The sequence below is a fragment of the Pantoea sp. Sc1 genome, assembly GCF_000255315.1.
In the GTDB taxonomy this organism is placed as follows: Bacteria; Pseudomonadota; Gammaproteobacteria; order Enterobacterales; family Enterobacteriaceae; genus Pantoea; species Pantoea anthophila.
Genome location: NZ_AJFP01000001.1, coordinates 1,910,670 through 1,934,304 on the forward strand (window position 1 = coordinate 1,910,670; position 23,635 = coordinate 1,934,304).

Genomic DNA, 23,635 nt, shown 5'->3' on the forward strand with positions numbered 1-23,635 from the left:
GAAATATGCGCTGCGCCCGGTTTTAATGGTTGCGCAGGCTATATCCGCTATAGGGCGTCTGGTATGATGAGTGCCCATCACGATTAGAAAAGCAACGAGAACACATTGCTATGGTTATAAAGGCGCAGAGTCCAGCGGGATTTGCTGAAGAGTACATTATTGAAAGCATCTGGAACAGCCGCTTTCCCCCGGGGTCGATTCTTCCTGCTGAGCGTGAGCTTTCTGAATTGATCGGGGTGACACGTACGACCCTGCGTGAAGTGCTGCAGCGCCTGGCGCGTGATGGCTGGCTGACGATTCAGCACGGTAAACCGACCCGGGTGAATGATTTCTGGGAGACCTCTGGCCTGAATATCCTCGAAACCTTGGCGCGCCTCGACCACGACAGCGTGCCGGTGCTGATCGACAACCTGCTGTCAGTGCGCAGCAATATCTCTTCCATCTTTATCAGCCGAGCACTGCGTCATCATCCTGACAAGGCGCGTGAGGTGCTGGAGACGGTCGATGCGACGGCCGACCAGGCGGATGCCTATACCGAACTCGACTACCGCGTCTTCCGCGGTCTGGCGTTTGCTTCCGGCAACCCGATTTATGGTCTGATCCTTAACGGCCTGAAAGGGCTCTACACCCGTGTGGGACGTCACTACTTCTCAAATCCCGAAGCCCGTCAGGTGGCGCGTGATTTTTATCTGACGCTGCTGGCGCTGTGTGACACATCGCCGGGACAGGATGAGATTGTGGAGGTGGTGCGCAACTACGGTCGCCGCAGCGGTGAAATCTGGCACAGCATGCAGAAGAATCTGCCTGACGATCTCGGCAATAAACGATAAAAAAAACCGGACATCGCGTCCGGTTTTTTATGCGGTCAGAGTGAGGTATTTCGCGGCGGGTTGCGGTCCAGCAGCTCAACGCTGCCATCCTCATTCTGTTGCTCCAGAATCACATCAAATCCCCACAGCCGATGCACGTGCTTCAGCACTTCGCGGCGGCTCTTGTCCAGCGGCGTGCGGCTCTGCGGCACATAACGCAGGGTCAGCGAACGGTCACCTCGCAGATCGACATTATAAACCTGAATATTGGGTTCGAGATTACTCAGGTTGTACTGGGCGGAGAGCTGCTGGCGAATCGCCCGATAGCCGGCCTCATCGTGAATGGCGGCGATTTCGAGATAGTTGTTGCGGTCATCATCCAGCACGGTAAACAGCCGGAAGTCGCGCATCACCTTCGGCGACAGGAACTGGCTGATGAAGCTCTCATCCTTAAACTCACGCATCGCAAAATGGAGCGTATCCAGCCAGTCAGAACCCGCAATATCCGGGAACCAGTAGCGATCCTCTTCGGTAGGGGACTGACAGATACGCTTGATATCCTGCATCATCGCGAAGCCCAGAGCATAGGGGTTAATGCCGTTATACCACTGGCTGTTGTAGGGCGGCTGATAGACCACATTGGTATGGCTGTGCAGAAACTCCATCATGAAGCGTTCCGACACTTTGCCTTCGTCATAGAGGTGATTAAGGATGGTGTAGTGCCAGAAGGTTGCCCAGCCCTCATTCATCACCTGAGTCTGCTTCTGCGGATAGAAATACTGGCTCACCTTGCGCACAATGCGCAGGATCTCACGCTGCCACGGCTCCAGCAGCGGCGCATTCTTCTCCATGAAATAGAGCAGGTTCTCCTGCGGCTCAGAAGGGTAGCGTGCGGCTTCGAACGTGACCGCCTCTTTTTCGCGCCGCGGCAGCGTGCGCCAGAGCGTGTTCACCTGACTCTGCAGATACTCTTCCCGGCTTTTCTGGCGGGCTTTCTCCTCCTGCAGGGAGATCTTCTGCGGGCGTTTATAGCGATCCACGCCATAATTCATTAAGGCGTGGCAGGAGTCGAGCAGCCGCTCCACCTCTTCAACGCCATAGCGCTCTTCGCAGTCACTGATGTAGTTTTTGGCAAACAGCAGGTAATCGACAATCGATCCGGCATCCGTCCAGCTGCGGAACAGGTAGTTATTTTTGAAGAAAGAGTTATGACCATAGCAGGCATGTGCCATCACCAGCGCCTGCATGGTCATGGTGTTCTCTTCCATCAGGTAGGCGATGCAGGGATTGGAGTTGATGACAATCTCATAGGCCAGGCCCTGCTGACCGTGCTTATAGCGCTGCTCGGTTTCGATAAACTTTTTGCCGAATGACCAGTGTGAATAGTTGATTGGCATGCCGACGCTGGAATAGGCATCCATCATCTGTTCAGAGGTAATCACTTCGATTTGGTGCGGGTAGGTATCCAGACGGTAGAGCTTCGCGACGCGGTCGATCTCCGCTAAGTAGACATCAAGCAGTTCGAATGTCCAGTCTGGTCCGTCATTGAGTCGTTTGCTGTCTCTGATGGCTTCGTCAAAGATTGTCGTCATAGCGCACCTCTTTGTGGCAAACCGGCTGACCCGAAAGACAACCCGTTCTGGTTATTTAAGGCTTCATCCTGAAAAAGGGAACCCGAAAAAAACTGAGCGAACACAACAATGATAGCCCACTGTCGCCTATCCGAAATGCGAACTCAAATGAAATCTTTGGCACAAAATCATTAAGTGTGAGGCAACAGGGAATTTAACCGTTTTTAATTCGAACCATTCGCCAGATGTCAGGATAAAATCCTGTTTATAAGTGGAATGTATGAGGTTGAATGATTCTCCTGCCATGCGCAGATTTAACTGCCTTTGTTGTCATTTATTTCTGCGTTTAAGGAATAAGGCGCATAAAGCGCTGAAATTCATCGTGCAGCAAGATTTTAGTTACCTGAAAAGTGAAAAAGATGTGAAATGGATGCTGTGATTTCGGGGTGGTGTCCGCTGCGGTGATCCGCTGACTATCATCTTCTGAACAGTGAATTATGCTTTTAGACGTTGGATGGGGAAACTATGCACGTAGTGATTCTTGGAAGTGGGGTTGTCGGCGTAGCCAGTGCCTGGTATCTGGCGCGAGCCGGACATCAGGTCACCGTCATCGATCGTCAGCCTGCCGCGGCGATGGAGACCAGCGCGGGCAATGCCGGTCAGATCTCGCCAGGTTATGCCGCCCCCTGGGCCGCGCCCGGCGTGCCGCTGAAAGCGGTGAAGTGGATGTTCCAGCGCCACGCGCCGCTGGCTATCCGGCTGGATGGCAGCAGCTTTCAGCTGGAGTGGATGTGGCACATGCTGCGCAACTGCGACATCAACCACTATCAGCAGAATAAAAGCCGCATGGTGCGGATTGCCGAATACAGCCGGGACTGCCTGAAAGCGCTGCGGAGTGAAACCGGCATCGCCTATGAAGGTCGTCAGGGCGGAACGCTGCAGCTGTTCCGCACCCAGCAACAGTTCGACAGCGCCAGCAAGGATATTGCGGTGCTGCGTGACGCGGGGGTGCCTTATGAACTGCTGCAGGCCGATGAGCTGTCACGTGTGGAACCTGCACTGGCGGCAACCCGGCATAAACTCACCGGCGGATTACGTCTCCCCAACGATGAAACCGGCGACTGTCAGCTCTTTACCCAGCGGCTGGCCAAAATGGCCGAAGAGGCGGGCGTGGTATTCCGCTTCAACACCCCGGTCGATCATCTGCTGCGCGACGGAAATCGCATTTATGGCGTGAAGTGCGGTGATGAGATCATCAAAGCAGACAGCTATGTGGTGGCCTTTGGCTCTTACTCCACGGCACTGTTGAAGAACGTTCTGAGCATCCCGGTTTACCCGCTCAAGGGTTATTCACTCACCATTCCAATTAAGAATCCCGATGCCGCACCGGTTTCCACCATCCTCGATGAAACCTACAAAGTGGCGGTGACCCGGTTTGACGATCGTATCCGCGTTGGCGGGATGGCAGAGATTGTTGGTTTTAACACCAAACTGACCGAAGCGCGACGGGAAACGCTGGAGATGGTAGTCAGTGATCTCTATCCTGAAGGCGGTCATCTTGCACAGGCGAGTTTCTGGACCGGTTTACGTCCGATGACGCCAGACGGTACGCCGATTGTCGGCGCCACCCCCATCTCTAATCTCTGGCTCAACACCGGTCACGGAACGCTGGGCTGGACGATGGCGTGTGGTTCAGGGCAGTTACTGGCCGATCTGATCTCCGGTAAAACGCCGGCGATTGCGGCGGATGACTTAGCGGTATTCCGCTACTTACCTGGTTTCGCGGCGACCTCATCGCCGCTGCGTAACGCCAGCGCAACTCGTTAAGTATTCAGGGAGAGAGAGGATGTCACGTCCGATTGTCGCGACCATCAACCCGGAGGCGTTACGTCATAACCTGGCTATCGTGCGCCAGGCCGCCCCCGCATCCCGCGTCTGGTCAGTGGTTAAAGCCAATGCTTACGGCCACGGTATTGATCGGGTACGCGAGCCGCTGTCTGACACCGATGGCTTCGCGCTGCTCAATATGGAAGAGGCGATCCTGCTGCGCGAGCGCGGCTGGAACAAACCGATTCTGCTGCTGGAAGGCTTTTTCAGGCCGGAAGATTTGCAACTGATCGACCGCTATCGCCTGACCACCAGCGTTCACAGTAACTGGCAGATTAAAGCGCTGGCGAACGCCAGACTCTCAGCGCCGGTGGATATCTATCTTAAGGTCAACAGCGGGATGAACCGGCTCGGTTTTCGGCCGGAACAGGTCAGCGGCGCCTGGCAGAGCCTGCGTGCGCTGAGCAACACAGGCGAGATGACGCTGATGGCGCATTTTGCTGACGCCGAAAACCCCGAGGGACTGATTGCGCCCATGCAGCGCATTGAGCAGGCGGCAGAAGGACTCAACTGTCCGCGGTCGCTCTCCAACTCCGCCTGTACGCTGTGGCATCCTGAAGCGCATTTCGACTGGGTTCGCCCGGGTATCGTTCTCTATGGTGCGTCACCCAGCGGCGACTGGCAGGATATCGCGGGCAGCGGCCTGAAACCGGTGATGACGTTAAGCAGTGAGATCATCGCCGTGCAGCAGCTGCAGGCGGGCGACGGGGTCGGCTACGGCTACCGCTATCATGCCAGCGCCGCGCAGCGGATTGGCGTGGTCGCCTGTGGTTATGCCGACGGCTATCCACGGCATGCCCCGACCGGCACCCCCGTCTGCGTCGACGGCGTGATGACTCAGGTCGTCGGCGCGGTGTCGATGGATATGATCACGGTGGATCTGACCCCCTGTCCCCAGGCGGGAATCGGCTCCGCGGTGGAGCTGTGGGGCGAGCAGGTGAAAATCGATCAGGTGGCGAAAGCAGCCGGAACGGTAGGGTACGAGCTGATGTGCGCGCTGGCACCCCGCGTTCCGGTCACTCTCAGCTAAGTGCGGTCAGACTGCCGCGCATTTTTCTGCTGCAGCGCCAGGCGATAAAGGCCAGCGCTGCACCCAGCAGCATCATCAGACTCAGTGACAGCTTCTCCGCCACCGGCAGTGTGACAATAATCAGGCTGCCTGCGGCACCGCCCGCCATCTGAATAAATCCCTGTAACGCCGACGCCACACCGGCCTGCTGCTGGTAAGGCTCCAGCGCATAGCTGGTGGCCGGGCCAACGGTGAAGGCCAGACCGGCAACAGAAACCGCCACCGGGAACATGTAGAGCGCCCAGTGCGTCTGCATCGCCGCCGAGAAGATCTGCATCCCGGCAACCAGCAGCACCGCGCCCAGCAGCATGGTGAAGAATCCCATCGCCAGGCAGAAAGGCCGGCCCGCCTTGCGAATCGCTTTATTGACGAACATGCTGACAAACATGATCCAGAAACCATTTGCGCCAAAAGCAAAGGAGAACTGGATCGGCGTCAGCCCGCCTTCGGTCATGAGCACCTGAGGTGCCAGCGATACGTAGGTCAGCACCATGCCCAGTGCACCGGCATTGGCGAACGCAAACGCCAGAAAGCGTGGCTGACGCAGGATGGCGGCGTACTGCTTCACCGGTAAGCCTTTTACCCGCAGGGTATCTGCCGGACGCGTCTCGGGCAGGCCGATCAGCACCAGCAGCGTAATCACCACACCATAGGCGCAGAGGAACCAGAAGGGCGCGCGCCAGCCGAAGGCGCTGGCCAGCAGGCCGCCCAGCAGCGGGGCCAGCGCCGGGACAATGTTCAGTGCGCCATTCAGAAAGCCGTAAGCGCGGGCAGCGGCATCGCCACTGAGGCGGTCACGCACGCCGCTGAAGGCGACGACCGCGCTGCAGCAGACGCCGCAGCCCTGCACCAGACGGGCAATCACGAACAGCGGGAAGGAGGTGGCGGTGGCGGCAATCACGCTGCCGGCGATGTAGAGCGCCAGCCCCAGCAGAGCGATGGGCTTACGGCCATAATTGTCCACCAGCGGCCCGGTCACCAGCTGTCCCAGCCCCATTACCAGCAGAAAGAGAGGAATGGTGGTCTGTACCAGACTGACCGGGGTATTCAGCCCTTGAGCAATCTGCGGCAGCGTGGGCAAATAGAGGTCAATGCCTAAGGGTGCCAGCAGCACCAGGCTCAATAACAATAAAGTAAATTTTTGCATAACAACCAGAGGGTAAACGTTCTGTTAAAAAACGAGCCGAAGAGGGTAATGATTCAGAGGGGAAAAAGAAAGCGTAAGCTGTGCGGAAAGTGCGATGCCTGCTTTTTACAGGCATCGCGGCTTTAACTCAGTAAGCGCCGTCGCGACGTAACACGACGCCTGCGGTTTTGAACAGAATGGCAATATCGGTCCAGAGTGCCCAGTTTTTCACATACCAGGAGTCAAAGTAGACGCGGGTATCGTAGTCGATATCGTTGCGTCCGCTGACCTGCCACAGGCCGGTCATGCCGGGCTTGGCCATCAGGTAGTAATCCACATCGCCGGCGTAACGCTCCAGCTCCGCCTCAATCACCGGGCGCGGGCCGACCAGGCTCATCTCACCGCGGATCACGTTCCACAGCTGCGGTAACTCGTCGAGGCTGGTTTTACGCAGGAAGCCACCGATACGGGTAATGCGCGGGTCATTCTTCAGTTTGAAATCTTTGTCCCACTCCATTCGGGCTTCTTCACTGGTCGCCAGCAGCTTCTCCAGCACCTCTTTAGAGTTGGTCACCATGGAACGGAATTTCAGACATTTGAATTTTTTGCCATCCTGACCCACACGCTCATGCCCATAAATCGCATTGCCGCCATCGCGCTTCACCATAAAGCAGAGCAGGGCGAAGATCGGGCCGAGGAACAGCAGCAGCATGGAGGCGACGACAATATCAAAGGTCCGCTTCAGGAAGCGCGAAGAGTGCTTCGCCAGGTTGTTGCTGACACGCAGGATCATCACTTCATGACTGAAGATAAAGGACATGTCGGTGCCGTAGAGCGGCACGCCGCGCAGCGTCGGGATCACGGAAACCGATCGGCAGTTCATCTTCGACAGGAATTTCAGCCAGCGGTCACGCATCGGCTGCTGCTCATACTCCATGGCCACAATAAACTGCACGTTGTCGCGGTCAATGGTCTGCCAGTTAATGTCTTTCCAGGTGATTACTGGCACGCCATTGACGCTCTGCTGAGAGGGCTCATCGTCGACAGAGATAAAGGCCTGCACGTTGTAGCCCAGGATCTCCTCACTCTGCAGGGCGGCATAGGCTTCGGTTGCGTTGCGGCCGGAGCCGATGATGATGGTCTCTTTCTGCCACTGGCCCGCCCGGTTAATGGCGCGTTTGACCAGCGTTCGCATCAGCGGCAGCAGCAGCAGGGCATATGTCCAGCTGAAAACCCACACCATGCGGGAGAAGTCCCATTTCGAAAACGCGATCAGCGCGAGGTCGAGCAGTGAGAAAACAAACAGCGTTTTCACAATCTCCTTCAGCTCGAACCAGAAGGGTTTGCGATAGGTGTAGTGACGCAGACGAACCCAGAACCAGCCGGTGCACATCACGGACATAATAAACTGCGCCACAAAACGGTATTCAATCTGATGCGGGGGAATAAACGTATCCAGCTCGCCCCAAATACCCTGAATGGTTGCGGCGGATAAAAATAATGCGAGGTTGAGTGCAATCAGATCGGAAAAGCTCAGGGCGAATTTCACGATGATATTTTTACGCGTGCCGCTCCATGAGCGGCTCGGGCTATTCATTATCAATGTACTTGCCATAAAACCTGCTCTCTTTCTTAAGTAAAAGATGGCCTGACCAGAATCAGGGACGCGCTCAGGAGTGAGCCACCGAAAAATTAAAAAATAATTTTCAGTCTGTTGCAGTCAGTAAAGCCAGTACAGCTGCAAAAAAGATGAAGATTAAAGCGTGATGGTACTCACGAAATGTTGCAGCATTGAGAATGAGTATGCAGGAGATATTTGACGGCGTTAATACGGAAAAAATCTGAAAACAACAAAAGTGATTAAAGTTTTAAACGGGTAACGCCATGTAATATAAGGATAAAATAAGCAGGGGTGCAGTTATAACTAAACTGTTTAAGACGCTTTTTAGGAATTACCGCCAAATCTCGCGACTGGCGGTAGTGATAAGACATCAGGCGGGTCTTTTTAAAATCCAGCGGTCCTGCTCTTTATCATAATGACCAATCTGCAGATCCACCGGTTTTCCATCAATCCACGCCGGTACGCTGGTATCGCGATCCCAGCCGTCGAGTTGGGTAATTAAGCCGGGATTGGTGTGACAGGGAATGCTGACGGTGTCAGGGTGCTCACCGTCAAGATCGGCATCAACAATCTCATAACGACCAATTTTAACCACGTGTCCCATTCATTTCTCCCGTTTTTTCTGGCACAGAGCTGTAAGCTTAGCGTATCAACAGAAAATAACGTGGCTGAATGATTAGGATTATTCCTTCTCTTCTGCCGGCCGGACACCAATTTTCACGATACGATTATCCTCTTTTTCCGCCACGGTCCAGGTCAGCTCATTCCATTCAACCTGATCCCCCACCACCGGCGCGCCACCCAGCATGCCCAGCATCAGCTGTCCCAGCGACTGCTGATCGTTGGTGCTCTCATCCAGTTCCAGCCCGTAGATCTGCGCGACGTCGCGCAGGCGTGCTTCTGCATCCAGAATAAAGTCACCAAAGAACCGCTGGTCGAGCGAAACTGGCGGCGACTGACTGAACATTTTGCCCAGGGCTGGCAGATCGCGCTCACGGCCAATCACGCAGATCACATCGTTCTCTCTGAGGCGTGTCCCGCCGTTGGGATGCATCAGCACATTGTCACGAAACAGGGCGGCGATGCGGGTCTCGCGCGGCATCTTCAGATCGCGCAGCGCAGCTCCAATACACCACTTGTCGGCGCTGAGCTGATAAACAAACTGCTCCCACGGATTCTCCGGATGGATATCCAGACCGATACGGCTGATTGGTGAGGCCGTCGGCGGCACCACCACCTTGGCTTTTTTTGCCGCAAAGCCCAGCGAGGTTCCCTGCAACATCAGCGAGACCAGCACCACAAAGAAGGCGATGTTGAAATAGAGCGAGGCGTTTTCTAATCCGGCCATCATCGGGAACACCGCCAGGATAATCGGCACCGCTCCGCGTAACCCGACCCAGCTGATAAAGAAGCGTTCACGGGTGGTAAAACTGCGGAACGGCAGCAGGCCAACAAACACCGACAGGGGGCGCGCCACCAGAATCAGCCACAGTGAGAGGATCATCGCCGGCACGGCAATGTGCCACAAGTCGGAAGGGGTGACCAGCAGCCCCAGCACAATGAACATGCCTATCTGGCTCAGCCACGCCATACCATCAAAGGTCTGCAGAATACCGTGGCGGTTGCGAATCGGACTGTTGCCGAGTAAAAAGCCGCACAGATAGACTGCCAGGATGCCGCTGCCCTCCAGTACGGTGGTCAGCGCGAACACCAGAATGCCGCCACTCAGCGCCAGCAGCGGATAGAGGCCACCCGCCAGGCTGATGCGGTTAATCAGCTGCTGCAGCGCCCAGCCGCCGCCCAGGCCCAGCACGATCCCCAGGCCGAACTGCTGCACCAGGTGCACCAGAAACATCCAGTCAAGCCCGCTGCGGCCCTGTTCGATCATCTCAATCAGGGTGATGGTCAGAAACACCGCCATCGGGTCGTTGCTGCCGGACTCGATTTCCAGTGTCGAGCTGACGCGCTCGTTCAGGCCCTTATCACCCAGCAGGGAGAAGACCGCGGCGGCATCCGTGGAGCCGATAATCGCGCCAATCAGGAATCCCTGCATCATATCCAGCTTAAACAACCAGGCGGCAACCACACCGGTTAAGCCGGCGGTTATCATGACGCCGATGGTGGCCAGCGACAGCGCGGGCCCCAGCGCGACCTTAAACGAACTGGCTTTGGTGCGCATACCACCATCCAGCAGGATAATGGCCAGCGCCAGGTTGGAAATCAGATAGGCCGCCGGATAGTTATCAAAGGCGATGCCTCCGATACCATCGACCCCGGTCAGCATACCCAGCGCAAGGAAGATGACCAGAATAGGAATGCCCAACCTGGATGAGAAAGAGCTGAGCAGAATGCTCGATGCGACCAGCACGGAACCGATGATAAACAGACTGTAGACGATAGTGTGGTTCAAACCCGGTCTCCTGAGATATGACGGTGCGATGCCCAAGCGGTGATAAATATCCATGCTATCTCTGAAAGATAATGGTTTATCAAGGAGTTGTCATTGTGAAAATGCACATTATACGAATTGCTTAAACGTATACGGAATCAGATTAATGTGAAGAATGAGGGGGTTGGCAGGCAAGGGGAGGAAAACAGGTTGTTTTAACAGGTTATTCAGCTGATAAAAAAAGCCGGTGGTTAACCGGCTTCGTGTAAAAAAGAGCGTCACTCTGCAATGTCTGCGAATCAGACTTCCGTGGCCTGTTTGTGAAACAGTGAACGAAACACCGGGTAGATATCTTCCGGTTCACGGATGTGCTCAATCGCAAAGTTGTCGAACATCGCCTGCAGATGCTCATATTCGCGCCACAGCGTCTGATGGGCACGGCGGGTGATTTCGATATAACTGTAATAGCGCACCACCGGCAGAATGTGCTTCGCCAGAATCTCATGACAGAGGGGCGAATCGTCGGCCCAGTTATCGCCATCGGACGCCTGCGCTGCATAGATGTTCCACTGCGCCGGGTCATAGCGATCCTTCACCACCTCATCCATCAGTTTCAGCGCACTGGAGACGATGGTTCCGCCCGTCTCCTGCGAGTAGAAGAACTCCTGCTCATCCACCTCTTTCGCCTGGGTGTGGTGACGGATGTAGACCACATCGACATTCTTGTAGGTGCGGCTCAGGAACAGGTAGAGCAGGATATAGAAGCGTTTTGCCATATCCTTGGTCGCCTGATCCATGGAGCCGGAGACATCCATCAGACAGAACATCACCGCCTGGCTGGAAGGCTCCGGGCGCTTCTCAAAGTTTTTATAGCGCAGGTCGAAGGTGTCGATAAAGGGCACCCGCTCAATGCGGGCCCGCAATTCGGCAATCTCTTTGCGCAGCCGCTCCTCCTCCAGCAGCTGTGCCGGTTCGGTGTTCTCCACCTGCAGAAGCGTCTCTTCCAGTTCGTTCAGCATCCGGCGTTTGCCCGCCGTCATCGCCGTACGACGCGCCAGCGAGTTCTGCAGCGAGCGCACCACGCTGATATTGGCGGGTACGCCGTTAGAGGTAAAACCCGCCCGGTGGGTCTTATACTCGTTCAGCTGACGATGCTGGTTGCGGCGCAGGTTAGGCAGGGCGAGGTCTTCAAACAGCAGGTCGAGATACTCATCTTTCGAGATCTGAAAGACAAACTCATCCTGACCTTCACCATCCTGACTGGCATTGCCCTGACCGCTGCCGCCACCGCCTCCACCCCCCTGAGGCCGTTCGATGCGGTCATTCTGCACAAAATGGTCGTTACCCGGATGGACCCGATGGCGATTTCCGCCCCGTCCCTGATGGAAGATCGGCTCATTGATGTCGTCAATCGGGATTGAGACAGACTCACCGCTGCTGACGTCGGTCACCGAGCGTTTATTGATGGCCTCGGAGATCGACTGCTTGATTTGTGACTTGTAACGGCGCAAGAAGCGCTGGCGGTTGACCGCGCTCTTGTTTTTGCCGTTCAGCCGGCGATCGATGAAATAGGCCATGGTATTCCCCCAAACTGCATTGTAAGCAGGCCGGGCGAACCCGACCTGTGGTGCCGGTCTGACAACCCGGCATGCTTACAGACTCTTATCAGGACGACTTGCGCACTCGCAGATACCACTCACAGAGCAGGCGAACCTGTTTGCGGGTATAGCCTTTTTCCATCATGCGATCGACAAAATCATCATGCTTTTTCTGCTCATCGGTAGAGGTCTTGGTGTTGAACGAGATGACCGGCAGTAACTCTTCCGTGTTCGAGAACATCTTTTTCTCGATGACGGTGCGTAATTTCTCGTAACTGGTCCAGTTCGGATTACGACCGTTATTGTGTGCCCTGGCACGCAGCACGAAGTTCACGATCTCGTTACGGAAATCTTTCGGGTTACTGATCCCGGCGGGCTTCTCAATCTTCTCAAGCTCCGCGTTGAGCGATTCACGATCGAACAGTTGTCCGGTATCGGGATCGCGGTACTCCTGATCCTGAATCCAGAAGTCGGCGTAAGTAACGTAGCGGTCAAAGATGTTCTGACCATATTCAGAGTAGGATTCCAGATAGGCGGTCTGAATCTCCTTGCCGATGAACTCAGCATACTTAGGAATCAGATAGCCTTTAAGGTGCTCAAGGTACTTCTCGGCCTGCTCCTGCGGGAACTGCTCACGTTCAATCTGCTGCTCCAGCACATAGAAGAGATGGACCGGGTTAGCCGCCACTTCTGTGTGGTCAAAGTTAAACACCCGCGACAGAATCTTAAAGGCAAAGCGGGTCGACAGGCCGTTCATTCCCTCATCCACACCGGCGTAGTCGTGATACTCCTGCCACGACTTCGCTTTCGGGTCGGTATCTTTCAGGCTTTCACCATCGTAGACCCGCATTTTGGAGTAGATGCTGGAGTTCTCCGGATCTTTCAGACGCGACAGGATGGAGAAGCGGGCCAGCGTTTCCAGCGTACCGGGCGCACAGGGCGAGGTAGCCAGCTCACTGTGATTCAGCAGCTTGTCATAAATCTTGATCTCTTCAGAGACGCGCAGGCAGTAAGGCACCTTAACGATGTAGACACGGTCAAGGAACGCCTCGTTGTTTTTGTTGTTGCGGAAGGTGACCCATTCGGATTCGTTGGAGTGCGCCAGAATGATGCCGTTGAAGGGCAGCGCCGAAATTCCTTCGGTGCCGTTGTAGTTCCCCTCCTGGGTGGCGGTCAGTAACGGATGCAGCACCTTGATCGGCGCTTTAAACATCTCCACGAACTCCATAATCCCCTGGTTGGCGCGGCAGAGGGCACCGGAGTAACCATAAGCATCCGGATCGTTCTGCGCGTGGTTCTCCAGTTTACGGATGTCCACTTTACCCACCAGCGCGGAAATATCCTGGTTGTTCTCATCACCCGGTTCGGTTTTCGCGATGGCCAGCTGTTCCAGGATGGATGGCCAGACTTTTACCACCTTAAAGCGGGAGATATCGCCACCGAAATCATGCAGTCGTTTAGCGGCCCACGGCGACATGATGGTGCCCAGATAACGACGCGGTACGCCATACTCTTTCTCAAGAATGTGCGCATCTTCCTGCGGGTTAAACAGGCAGAGGGGGTGATCGTTCACCGGACTGCGCTCGCCGTCGGCGCTCAGCACATAGATGGGCACCCGCTGCATCAGCGATTTGAGTCGTTCCGCCAGTGACGATTTACCGCCACCGACCGGGCCGAGCAGATAGAGAATCTGTTTCTTCTCTTCCAGTCCCTGGGCGGCATGTTTCAGGTAGGAGACAATCTGTTCAATTGCCTCCTCCATACCGTAGAACTCCTCAAACGCCGGATAGCGTCCCATCACACGATTGGAGAATATTCTGGAAAGGCGTGGCTCCTGAGCAGTGTCGACCATTACCGGCTCTCCGATAGCCATTAACAGTCGTTCTGCAGCGTTGGCGTATGCACTGCGATCCTGCTTACAGATGGCAAGAAATTCCTGCAGTGTGAACTCTTCGTCCTTGGCAGCTTCATAACGCTGACGATAGTGATCGAATATATTCATAGCGATGCCCGTCCTTTCGTTTTTAGCACAGGTAAGGAGCGTAATTAGAGGCTTGTAGCAGCTCCCGGAAGATATTCTCTGTTGAGTACAGCAACCCTTATGCCAACCTGATCTTTTTTATCGGGATACACAACGTTTGTGGTTACTCTGCTCGTCCAAACTCTTTGCTGTTACTTCTAACTGTAGATGGCTTCTAAGAAATTTCCTCCGTGGGTTTGCGTGAATGCGGGGAAGATCAACGGCAATTTTGATTTGTTGTGAGATGGGTTCAACTGACTGAAGCATTAACTTAACGTACTTTTAACCTTTAATGCCACCTGCATCGGTAACTGACTTAAAGGATTTTGATATAAGTTAATCCAGCGGTAAAAAACCGTTAGACTTAGGGTTTGATTGTTATATTTATGGAATGAATAAATTGTGAACCAATTCAAATTTAAGACGCTTGTTGCCCTTCTGCCCTGTTATTTACTTACCGGGCAGGCGAGTGCCGATCCGCTTTCTCTGGGTGCATCGGTCATCTACGCAGAGTCACCGTATCGCGGCGGACAGGACCGGTATCTTCCGGTTCCGGTAATCAACTACGAGGGTGAAAACTTCTGGTTCCGCAGCCTGCAGGGCGGTTACTACCTGTGGAAAGATCCGCAGAATCAGCTGTCGCTGACCCTGCTGGGGTCACCGCAGGAGTACAAACCCAGCGACAACGATCTGGGCGACATGAAAGGACTGGATAAGCGCCGCATGACGCTGATGGGCGGTGCCACTTACCGTCACACGGCAGACTGGGGGATTGTCCGCACCGCGTTGCTGGGTGATGTGCTGAACAACAGCAACGGCGTCATCTGGGACCTGACCTATCTCTATCGCTTCCAGATGGGCGACTTCAGCCTGACGCCAGGCATCGGTGCTATGTGGAACAGTGCCAATCAGAACCGTTATTACTACGGTGTCTCCGGTCATGAGAGCGCCCGGACCGGCATCAGTCGTTATAATCCGGATGACAGCTGGTCACCTTATGTTGAGCTGAGCGCCAGCTATCAGATTGACACACAGTGGAACGTCGGAGTAGTGGGGCGTTACACCCGCTTCGACAGCGAAATCAAAGACAGCCCGATGATTGATAAAAGCGGGCAGGCGACGGTCTGGACCGGCGTCAGCTATAGCTTCTGAATATGCACTAAAAGAGGGCGTTTACCGCCCTCTGTTCTTTTACAGGGCCCCGTAATGGGGTAAGGGAAGAGAATGCGCAACAGAATCACGTTTGCCGGCCATGTGTCGCTGCCGGTTATTGGTCAGGGCAGCTGGTTTATGGGTGAAAATCCGTCGCAGCGTGCCCGTGAAGTCGCTGCCCTGCAGGCCGGACTCGACTGCGGGTTACGGCTGATCGATACGGCGGAAATGTATGCGGATGGCGGCGCGGAAGAGGTCGTCGGTGAGGCGCTGCGCGGCCGCCGCGATCAGGCCCTGCTGGTTTCCAAAGTCTATCCCTGGAATGCAGGTCATTCGGATGCGATTGAAGCCTGCGAGCGCAGTCTGCGCCGTTTACAGACGGATTACCTCGACCTCTACCTGCTGCACTGGCGCGGAAATATTCCACTGGAAGAGACACTGCGCGCGATGGAAACGCTGCAGCAGCAGGGCAAGATTCGTTTCTGGGGGGTGTCAAACTTCGATACAGATGACATGGCCGAACTGTGGGACGAACCCAATGGGGAGCACTGTGCGACCAATCAGGTTCTCTACCATCTGGCGTCACGCGGTATTGAATTTGATCTTTTGCCAGCCTGTCAGCAGCGGGGCGTGCCGGTGATGGCCTACTGTCCCCTGGCGCAGGCGGGTCGGCTGCGGGATACGCTCTTTACCGATCCTCTGCTGACTCAGATTGCACAGCAGAAGGGCATCAGCGTGGCGCAGCTTCTGCTGGCGTGGGTGATTCGTCAGCCTGGTGTGATCGCTATCCCCAAAGCCAGCTCTGTGGCCCACGTCAAGGAGAATGCTGCGGCGCTGGAGGTGGTGCTGACCGACGAAGAGCTTCAGCTTATCGATCGCGCCTGGCCTGCACCGCAGCATAAATTACCGCTGGATATCGTTTAGCCGATAGCCTTGTCGCTGGCGACGGCTTTCTTTTTCAGACGGAACGTCGTGGCCAGCCGTGCCGGTTTCTCGCCCGCACTGCGTAGCGGTTTACTGATGCGCGCGGTTTCCACGCAGACCATCGTTTTATAACCCTCATTCGCCATATCGGCCATGCTACAGGAGAGTTCTACGCCGGGGTTCCAGGTGACAACGTCACTATGATGGTGATGATAAACCTCGACCTGACGCTGACCCGCTGTGTCATGAATCACCGAGCAATCTTCCGGCGCGGTGAAGATGCGGTCGATGCGGCCTGGATAACGCTGTCTGCCGTCGCTGCTGCCGGGCTCGCCGTTGTTCACTTTATCGATATAGCTGTTGCCGAGACCGGAGACCTCTACACCGCTGATATCGCTCACGCTGAAGTAGCTGTGCAGCGCCGCCGTGGCCTCATAATCACCATAGGCTTCCAGCTCAATCTCGCAATGCTCACCCAGACGGAAGCGGGCAATCAGGGTGAACTCATGTGGCCAGAGTTTCAGCGTCTGGGGATTGCTCTCCAGCACCAGCGTCAGCATCACCCCCTCGTCATTTTCGTCATGCGCGGTCAGCTTCCACGGCTGAACCCGGGCAAAACCGTGTGCCGGTTCACCAGCGGGGCCAAACCAGGGCCAGCAGATCGGCACGCCGCCGCGAATGGCTTTACCCGGTGAGAAGAGGCTCTTATCACTCAGCCAGAGCACCGGCTTTTCACCGCTGGGTTGCCAGGCGATCAGGTGTGCGCCCTGCAGCGTAATCGCCGCCCGGACTTTAGGATGGCTGACGACAATGGTCGGTAATTCACCCACCTGGCGCTGCGAGAGGTAAGGGGAGATCTGCGTGACTACCGGCAGAGAAAACAGTTTGTCTTGCATGTTCGATTCCTTCCTGTGCGGATCAAAAAAAGGGCGACCGAAGTCGCCCTTATTCTCAATGATGTCTGGCTGCCTTATTTAGCAGAAACCAGTGCAATCAGGTCGAGAACTTTGTTTGAGTAGCCAGTTTCGTTGTCATACCAGGAAACCAGTTTCACAAAGTTGTCGTTCAGCGCGATACCCGCTTTAGCGTCAAACACGGAAGTCAGGACTTCGCCGTTGAAGTCGGTAGAAACCACGTCATCTTCAACGTAGCCCAGAACGTCTTTCATCTCGCCTTCTGCAGCAGCTTTAATCGCAGCACAGATTTCTTTGTAAGATGCCGCTTTTTCCAGACGCACGGTCAGGTCAACAACGGAAACGTTAGGGGTAGGCACGCGGAACGCCATACCGGTCAGTTTGCCGTTCAGCTCTGGCAGAACTTTACCAACGGCTTTCGCTGCGCCAGTTGATGAAGGGATGATGTTCTGCGATGCGCCGCGGCCGCCGCGCCAGTCTTTGTGAGACGGGCCATCAACGGTTTTCTGCGTAGCAGTGGTCGCGTGAACGGTGGTCATCAGGCCTTCAACGATACCAAACTTGTCGTTGATGACTTTTGCCAGCGGTGCCAGGCAGTTAGTGGTACAGGATGCGTTAGAAACGATATCCTGGCCTTCATATTTGTCGAAGTTTGCACCACGAACAAACATTGGGGTGTCATCTTTAGATGGACCGGTCAGAACGACTTTCTTAGCACCTGCGGTGATGTGTTTGCGTGCGGTTTCGTCGGTCAGGAAGATACCGGTTGCTTCTGCAACAACGTCAACGCCTGCTTCATCCCACTTCAGGTTAGCCGGGTCACGTTCAGCAGTAACACGGATTTTTTACCGTTTACGATCAGTGCGCCATCCTGAACCTCTACGGTGCCGTCGAAACGACCGTGAGTAGAGTCATACTTCAGCATGTACGCCATGTAATCCGCGTCCAGCAGGTCGTTGATAGCAACGATTTCGATGTCAGAACGCTTCTGTGCAGCACGGAAAACGATGCGACCGATACGGCCGAAACCGTTGATACCTACTTTGATAGTCATATATTCCACCAGCTATTTGTTAGTGAATAAAAGGTTGCCTGTAAAATTACAAAAACCTTACCAGGCGTCAAGCGGAATCGTGTCAATTGTTGCGACAAATCAATTCGCCTGAGAGGAATTATTCGGTGCGCAACCGCTTGCGCGCCGCCAATGATATCGCGCTTCATTGAATCAATCGCCGAATATATAGGGATGCTCCGGATAAAAGGTGATCGAAGTCACAAATCCGCTTTGCGATGGGCAGAGTGAAAGGGTGAGCACAAAAAAAGACCCGGGTTATGTTGATCATTTGTTAGAATAATAGACGAAATTTTCAGAATGGCACTGCCCGGAATCCTAAAATGGCTAAAGAGACCGCACCCGAAGCAAAAATTGCGCAGCTGACTGAAATGCAGCGCTACGTTACTCAGCATCGCGGAACGGAACCGCCTTACAGCGGCGCCCTGTTGCACAACAAGCAGGAGGGCATCTATCACTGTCTGGTGTGTGAAGCGCCCCTTTTTCTGTCAGAAACCAAATATGACTCAGGCTGTGGCTGGCCCAGTTTCTATCAGCCGGTCAGTGATGAGGCGATTCGCTATATCGAAGACAACTCTCACGGTATGCAGCGTGTGGAGATCCGCTGCGGCAACTGTGATGCGCACCTCGGGCATGTTTTCCCGGATGGTCCGCAGCCTACCGGCGAACGCTACTGTGTAAACTCCGCCTCGCTGAATTTCACCGATGAGCAGGGCGAACAGACCAGAGGGTAAAGGCGATGAAGGAACAACTGGAAGCCATGCTGGCGTCAATGACGCCGGAAGTCTATCAGCGTCTGGCAACGGCGGTGGAGATCGGTAAGTGGCCGGACGGCGTGGCCCTGACCCAGGAGCAGCGTGACAACTGCCTGCAGCTGGTCATGATGTGGCAGGCGAGACACAACGATGCGCCGCAGCATATGACCATCGGCAAAGGGGGAGAGATGGTGATGAAGTCAAAAAAAGAGCTGAAGGAAGAGTTCGGCATTGAATCGGATGTGACCCGTATTCATCTGCACTAAAAAAAGCTGGCGTCCTGCCAGCTCTGTTTTAAATCAGAACCGCGCCCTGCGCGGTCATCTGCGCAAAGGCGATCTCGCTGTCTTCAGGATTGAGATTCACGCCGCGGCAGCCCTCTTTGACCACCTCAACGTGATAACCCAGCTCCAGTGCATCCAGCACGCTGTATTTAACGCAGTAGTCGGTCGCCAGCCCCAGCATCACCAGATGAGTGATGCCACGCTCGCGCAGCCAGCTGTCCAGCTCGGTTTTACGGCGATGACCATTGTCAAAAAAGGCGCTGTAACTGTCGACATCCTGGTCCTGGCCCTTATGGAAGGTTGCATCGAACAGCGAACGATCCAGGCCAGGGTGAAAGTCTGCACCGGCCGAGCCCTGAATGCCGTGATCGGGCCACCAGATCTGTGCCAGACCGTTCAGCTCGCCCAGGGTATAGACCGGCTCACCAGAGACCGAGGCGAAACTGCCATGGTCGGCCGGATGCCAGTCCTGCAGGGCCAGCACGCATTCCCCGTTCTCGCGAAAGGTTCGCGCATAGCGATTTGCCACGTCGACCGTCTGGTCTCCCTCATGGACTGCCATCGGGCCGCCGGGGCAAAAATCGTTCTGTATATCAATAATGATGAGTGCCCGCTTCATTCTGATTCGCTCCGTAGTCAGTCTTCGGTCAGTTCGCCGCGCAGATTCTGCTGCATCCGGGCGCGGATTTGATCGGCAGAGAGATCCTGGCTGAGTAAAAAGTGTAGTTTGGTCAGTGCCGCTTCCACGGTCAGATCCGATCCGCTGATCACGCCCGCATGTTCCAGCGCATTGCCGGTGGCGTAGCCGCCCATATTGACCTTGCCTGAAATACACTGGGTGAGGTTCACCACGACGATGCCACGCTCGCTGGCCTGTTGCAGTTCAGCCAGAAACTCTTTGTTCTGTGGCGCATTACCTACGCCATAGGAGCGGAGGATCAGCGCTTTTACTGGCTGACGCAGGAAGTTACGCACCACATCCGCAGAGATGCCCGGATAGATAGTGACCACGCCAATCGGCTGCGGGGTAATGGTGTGAACTTTCAGCTCTCCCTGACCGGCAGGGGCTGGCGGCGTGTTAAGGCGGCGGATATGAATGCCCGCTTCCAGCAGCGCCGGAAGGTTAGGCGAGGCAAAGGCGTTAAAGCCATCGGCATGCGCCTTGGTGGTCCGGTTACCGCGATAGAGCGTGTTGTTGAAAAACAGCGACACTTCGCTAATCGGATAGTTGGCCGCCACATAAAGGGAGTTCAGCAGATTCTGCTGACCGTCCGAGCGTAATTCCGCTAACGGAATCTGCGAGCCGGTGACGATAACCGGCTTGGCCAGATTCTCCAGCATAAATGAGAGCGCGGAGGCGGTGAAGGCCATGGTGTCTGTGCCATGCAGGATCACAAAGCCGTCATAGCGATCGTAGTTCTGGCGGATATCTTCAGCGATAGACTGCCAGTCCTCCGGCGTCATGTCAGAGGAGTCGATCAGCGGCTGATATTCGTGAATCGTGAAATCAGGCATTTCAGGGCGGTGGAACTCCGGCATGTCTGCCAGCTGTTGTTGCAGGTGGCCGGAAACCGGAATATAGCCCTGCGCCGAACGCTGCATACCGATTGTCCCGCCCGTGTAGGCTACATAGATATTTTTCTTTTGCATGAAAACACTCAGACTTGCCGTAAAACGCGCAGTATAAGGGGAATAGCGGGGAAAAGCAGCCCGACCAGCGGCCGGGCTGCGAGGTTTATCGCACTTCGCCGCAGTTGAGGCAGAATGCGTAACGGTTCTGCGGATCGTTGAGATGGTCCAGCAGACCCGGCTGGGCTTTCATCGCACTCATCACATCCAGCATGGGGGCGGGCAGCCAGGCCTTAAGCGTGGCAGGCAGCACGGCCTGCACTGAGGCATTCATCTGACCCAGGATCAGATCCAGGAAGCCCGGCTCATCCTGATACCAGCTCAGCTGCGGCTTGCTGACTTTGGCCAGCTCACCCGCTTTCTTCACCGCATCGTCAAAGTCACCCAGCGCATCCACCAGACCATTGGCTTTCGCATCGCTGCCGGTCCAGACGTGGCCCTGGGCAATCGCATCGATCTGTTCCGGCGTTTTATGGCGGGACTTCGCCACCAGGCCAACGAAGTTGCGGTAGCCATTTTCGATGGTCAGCTGCATCAGCTGCTGCACTTCAGCAGGCAGTGCCTTGGTGGTGGAAATATCCGCCAGCGGCGAGGTTGCGACACCATCGGTGTGAACCCCGATGCTATCCAGGCTGTTTTCCAGGGTATTGATGACCCCGAAGATGCCAATCGAGCCGGTGAGCGTGCTGGGGTTCGCCACGATATAACTGGCAGGCGTTGAGATCCAGTAGCCGCCGGATGCGGCCATACCGCCCATCGAAACCACAATCGGTTTGCCCGCTGCCTGCGCCGCCGCCAGCTCTTCGCGAATCGCTTCAGAGGCGGTGACGCTGCCGCCCGGGCTGTTCACCCGCAGAATAATCGCTTTGATTTTGGGATCGAGACGCGCATCACGGATCTGCGCCGCCGTGGTGTCGCCACCGACGTTGCCCGGCGTCTCTTCACCATCCATGATGGCACCGCTGGCCAGCACCACGGCGATGTTGCCATCCTGCTGTGCTGAGGCGGACTTCACGCTGTAGTCATAGATGCTGACGCTGCGGTAATCGTTCGTCTGCTTATCCAGACCAAAGGTTTTTACCAGCTCCTGATCGGCCGCCGCGCGCGAGTCCAGAACATCGACCAGCTTGTTATCCAGCGCATATTGCGCGGTGTCGCCTTTGACTGCATTCAACCCGGCAATAATCGCCGCCGCACCCGGGAACAGCTGTTCCGGCGTAATCTGACGATTCGCCGACACGGTGTTCAGGTAGTTCTGCCACAGCTGACCAATCCAGCGGCTGTCTGCGTCACGGGCAGCAGGGGACATATCATCACGCAGGAAAGGTTCGACCGCCGATTTGTAGGTGCCGACGCGGAAAACGTGCGAGGTCACTTTCAGCTTCTCCAGCAGGGTTTTGTAATAAAGCCCGTTGGTGGCGAAACCGTGCAGATCCACGGTGCCCTGCGGTGAGAGATAGATTCTGGTGGCGTAGCTGGCAAGGTAATACTGCGCCTGGCTGTAGCTGTCGCCCAGAGCATAAATCGGCTTGCCGCTGTCACGAAATTCCCGCAGCGCTTTACCCACATATTGCAGTGACGGCTGATCGCCGCCCGCAAACTCACGTAAATCGAGCACCATCCCTTTGATGTTGCTGTCATCTTTCGCCTGACGAATGGCATCGACCACATCAAACAGGGAGTTTTCCTGCAAACGGTCGCTGCTGGCGCCCAGTAACTGACGGCCAATTTTGCTGAGGCGGTTGCTCACTGAGGGTTTATCGACCAGCACACCGCTGAGATCGACTTTCAGTGCACCCTGCTGAATGGGGGCTGAGCTGCTGCCTGAGCCACTGACCTGCAGCCAGATCCCTACACCTACCACAATCAACAAAATCAGGAAAATATTCAGAATGAATTCCCTGATAAAATTTAATACCCGCCAGCTCCAGCGGAACAGACCTGCGATTATTCGCCACAATGTGCGCATCAGACTCTCCATAAATATGTAGCAGGAAGTGGCCGCCGCGCGGCCCCGGCTTCCCCGACGAGCTCATCCTAAAGAGCGCCGTGTTAAAAGTCAGCAGGAAATCACCGCGCACTGTTACAAAAAATCTGGCTGTGCCAGGATGAAGGCAACAATACAGAGATCGGGAGACAAACATGGACGCCCTTGAATTACTGGTAAATCGTCGTTCGGCCTCACGCCTGAGTGAACCTGCCCCGGCGGGTGAGATCCTTGAAAATATCCTGCGGGCGGGCATGCGCGCCCCGGATCATGGCACCCTGCAACCCTGGCGGTTCGTCATTGTGGAAAAGGAGGGGCGCGACCGGATGAGCCAGCTGCTGGAGCGGGCGGCACGGGAAAAACAGCTGGATGAAAAGGCGATTAACAAAGCAAGTCAGTCGCCGTTTCGCGCTCCGATGATCATCACGGTGGTGGCCCACTGCGAGGAGCATCATAAAGTGCCGCGCTGGGAGCAGATTGCCTCAGCCAGCTGTGCAGTCATGGCAATGCAGATGGCCGCCGTCGCGCAGGGTTACAACGGCATCTGGCGCAGCGGTCCCTGGACCGATGACGAGCAGGTGCGGCAGGCATTTGGCTGCCGGGAGCAGGATGCCATTGTCGGCTTCCTCTATCTTGGCACGCCACAACTGAAATCAAGCACCACGGTTCTCCCGCCTGACACCACGCCTTTCGTGCGTTATTTCTGATCCTCTTTTTTCAGCTGGAAGCAGGGCGTTCTCGGCCCTGCTTTTTGCACGGTTCCTGTGCGAACGATCGCTAACACTGCGCGTCATGCTTACGCCAGCAGGCCTGCCAGGCTAACATAGC

19 protein-coding genes and 1 pseudogene are annotated in these 23,635 nt (G+C 55.5%); 8 read left to right on the top strand and 12 right to left on the bottom strand.

All coding sequences use genetic code 11. From position 1 onward, the window contains the following. The first annotated feature begins 110 nt into the window (after positions 1-110). Complete coding sequence (gene fadR, locus S7A_RS08840) at positions 111-830, top strand: fatty acid metabolism transcriptional regulator FadR (RefSeq protein ID WP_009089861.1); 720 nt, start codon at positions 111-113, stop codon at positions 828-830. Between the two features lie 35 nt (positions 831-865). Here fadR and S7A_RS08845 read toward each other — a convergent pair whose 3' ends face one another. Then, positions 866-2,401 carry a SpoVR family protein gene (locus tag S7A_RS08845; RefSeq protein WP_009089862.1) on the bottom strand — a complete coding sequence of 512 codons (1,536 nt, stop codon included), beginning with the start codon at positions 2,399-2,401 and terminating at the stop codon, positions 866-868. Between the two features lie 504 nt (positions 2,402-2,905). Between S7A_RS08845 and S7A_RS08850 the strand changes: the two genes are divergently transcribed. Together S7A_RS08850 and dadX are read left to right on the top strand one after the other, a co-directional pair. After that, a complete protein-coding gene (locus S7A_RS08850; RefSeq protein ID WP_009089864.1) occupies positions 2,906-4,207 on the top strand; it encodes a D-amino acid dehydrogenase in 1,302 nt (433 codons plus the stop codon). A 19-nt stretch (positions 4,208-4,226) separates the two neighbouring features. After that, positions 4,227-5,297, top strand: a complete 1,071-nt coding sequence (gene dadX, locus S7A_RS08855) for a catabolic alanine racemase DadX (protein WP_009089866.1) — start codon at positions 4,227-4,229, stop codon at positions 5,295-5,297. Here dadX and S7A_RS08860 read toward each other — a convergent pair. The 6 genes from S7A_RS08860 to yeaG form a co-directional block, all read right to left on the bottom strand. Beyond that, a complete protein-coding gene (locus S7A_RS08860; protein WP_033736227.1) occupies positions 5,290-6,483 on the bottom strand; it encodes a multidrug effflux MFS transporter in 1,194 nt (397 codons plus the stop codon). The two genes, dadX and S7A_RS08860, sit on opposite strands and share 8 nt — an antisense overlap. Positions 6,484-6,610: 127 nt before the next feature. After that, on the bottom strand, positions 6,611-8,077 hold the full coding sequence (gene wbaP, locus S7A_RS08865; RefSeq protein ID WP_033736229.1) for an undecaprenyl-phosphate galactose phosphotransferase WbaP: 1,467 nt from the start codon (positions 8,075-8,077) through the stop codon (positions 6,611-6,613). A 376-nt stretch (positions 8,078-8,453) separates the two neighbouring features. Beyond that, positions 8,454-8,687 (bottom strand): DUF1480 family protein, encoded by a 234-nt coding sequence (locus S7A_RS08870; protein WP_009089872.1) that lies wholly within the window; start codon positions 8,685-8,687, stop codon positions 8,454-8,456. Between the two features lie 78 nt (positions 8,688-8,765). Beyond that, a complete protein-coding gene (locus S7A_RS08875; protein ID WP_009089874.1) occupies positions 8,766-10,493 on the bottom strand; it encodes a potassium/proton antiporter in 1,728 nt (575 codons plus the stop codon). Between the two features lie 278 nt (positions 10,494-10,771). Next, on the bottom strand, positions 10,772-12,049 hold the full coding sequence (locus S7A_RS08880) for a YeaH/YhbH family protein (RefSeq protein WP_009089876.1): 1,278 nt from the start codon (positions 12,047-12,049) through the stop codon (positions 10,772-10,774). An 88-nt stretch (positions 12,050-12,137) separates the two neighbouring features. Then, positions 12,138-14,072 carry a protein kinase YeaG gene (gene yeaG / locus S7A_RS08885; RefSeq protein WP_009089877.1) on the bottom strand — a complete coding sequence of 645 codons (1,935 nt, stop codon included), beginning with the start codon at positions 14,070-14,072 and terminating at the stop codon, positions 12,138-12,140. Between the two features lie 420 nt (positions 14,073-14,492). Here yeaG and S7A_RS08890 point away from each other — a divergent pair, with 420 nt between their 5' ends. Together S7A_RS08890 and S7A_RS08895 are read left to right on the top strand one after the other, a co-directional pair. Beyond that, a complete protein-coding gene (locus S7A_RS08890) occupies positions 14,493-15,242 on the top strand; it encodes a MipA/OmpV family protein (RefSeq protein ID WP_009089879.1) in 750 nt (249 codons plus the stop codon). Between the two features lie 72 nt (positions 15,243-15,314). Continuing rightward, positions 15,315-16,166 (top strand): aldo/keto reductase, encoded by an 852-nt coding sequence (locus S7A_RS08895; protein ID WP_009089881.1) that lies wholly within the window; start codon positions 15,315-15,317, stop codon positions 16,164-16,166. Here the strand turns inward: S7A_RS08895 and S7A_RS08900 are convergent. After that, entirely contained in the window at positions 16,163-17,062 is a 900-nt protein-coding gene (locus tag S7A_RS08900; RefSeq protein WP_009089883.1) for a D-hexose-6-phosphate mutarotase, read from the bottom strand. The two genes, S7A_RS08895 and S7A_RS08900, sit on opposite strands and share 4 nt — an antisense overlap. A gap of 74 nt (positions 17,063-17,136) precedes the next feature. Next, positions 17,137-18,134: pseudogene (gene gapA / locus S7A_RS20785) on the bottom strand (glyceraldehyde-3-phosphate dehydrogenase). 341 nt (positions 18,135-18,475) lie between these two features. On the opposite strand from gapA, the gene msrB reads away from it, so the two are divergent. Both msrB and S7A_RS08920 read left to right on the top strand, forming a co-directional pair. Next, positions 18,476-18,886 carry a peptide-methionine (R)-S-oxide reductase MsrB gene (gene msrB / locus S7A_RS08915; RefSeq protein WP_009089885.1) on the top strand — a complete coding sequence of 137 codons (411 nt, stop codon included), beginning with the start codon at positions 18,476-18,478 and terminating at the stop codon, positions 18,884-18,886. A gap of 5 nt (positions 18,887-18,891) precedes the next feature. Continuing rightward, the gene (locus tag S7A_RS08920) at positions 18,892-19,173 is read left to right on the top strand and encodes a YeaC family protein (RefSeq protein WP_009089887.1); all 282 of its coding nucleotides are present in this window, start codon (positions 18,892-18,894) and stop codon (positions 19,171-19,173) included. Between the two features lie 28 nt (positions 19,174-19,201). Here the strand turns inward: S7A_RS08920 and pncA are convergent, their stop codons facing one another. From pncA to sppA, 3 genes are all read right to left on the bottom strand, one after another. Next, entirely contained in the window at positions 19,202-19,810 is a 609-nt protein-coding gene (gene pncA, locus S7A_RS08925) for a bifunctional nicotinamidase/pyrazinamidase (RefSeq protein WP_009089888.1), read from the bottom strand. A 17-nt stretch (positions 19,811-19,827) separates the two neighbouring features. After that, entirely contained in the window at positions 19,828-20,841 is a 1,014-nt protein-coding gene (gene ansA, locus S7A_RS08930) for an asparaginase (RefSeq protein WP_009089890.1), read from the bottom strand. 85 nt (positions 20,842-20,926) lie between these two features. Next, a complete protein-coding gene (gene sppA, locus S7A_RS08935) occupies positions 20,927-22,789 on the bottom strand; it encodes a signal peptide peptidase SppA (protein WP_009089892.1) in 1,863 nt (620 codons plus the stop codon). A 173-nt stretch (positions 22,790-22,962) separates the two neighbouring features. Here sppA and S7A_RS08940 point away from each other — a divergent pair, with 173 nt between their 5' ends. Next, on the top strand, positions 22,963-23,514 hold the full coding sequence (locus S7A_RS08940; RefSeq protein ID WP_009089893.1) for an NAD(P)H nitroreductase: 552 nt from the start codon (positions 22,963-22,965) through the stop codon (positions 23,512-23,514). The last annotated feature ends 121 nt before the right edge of the window (positions 23,515-23,635 follow it).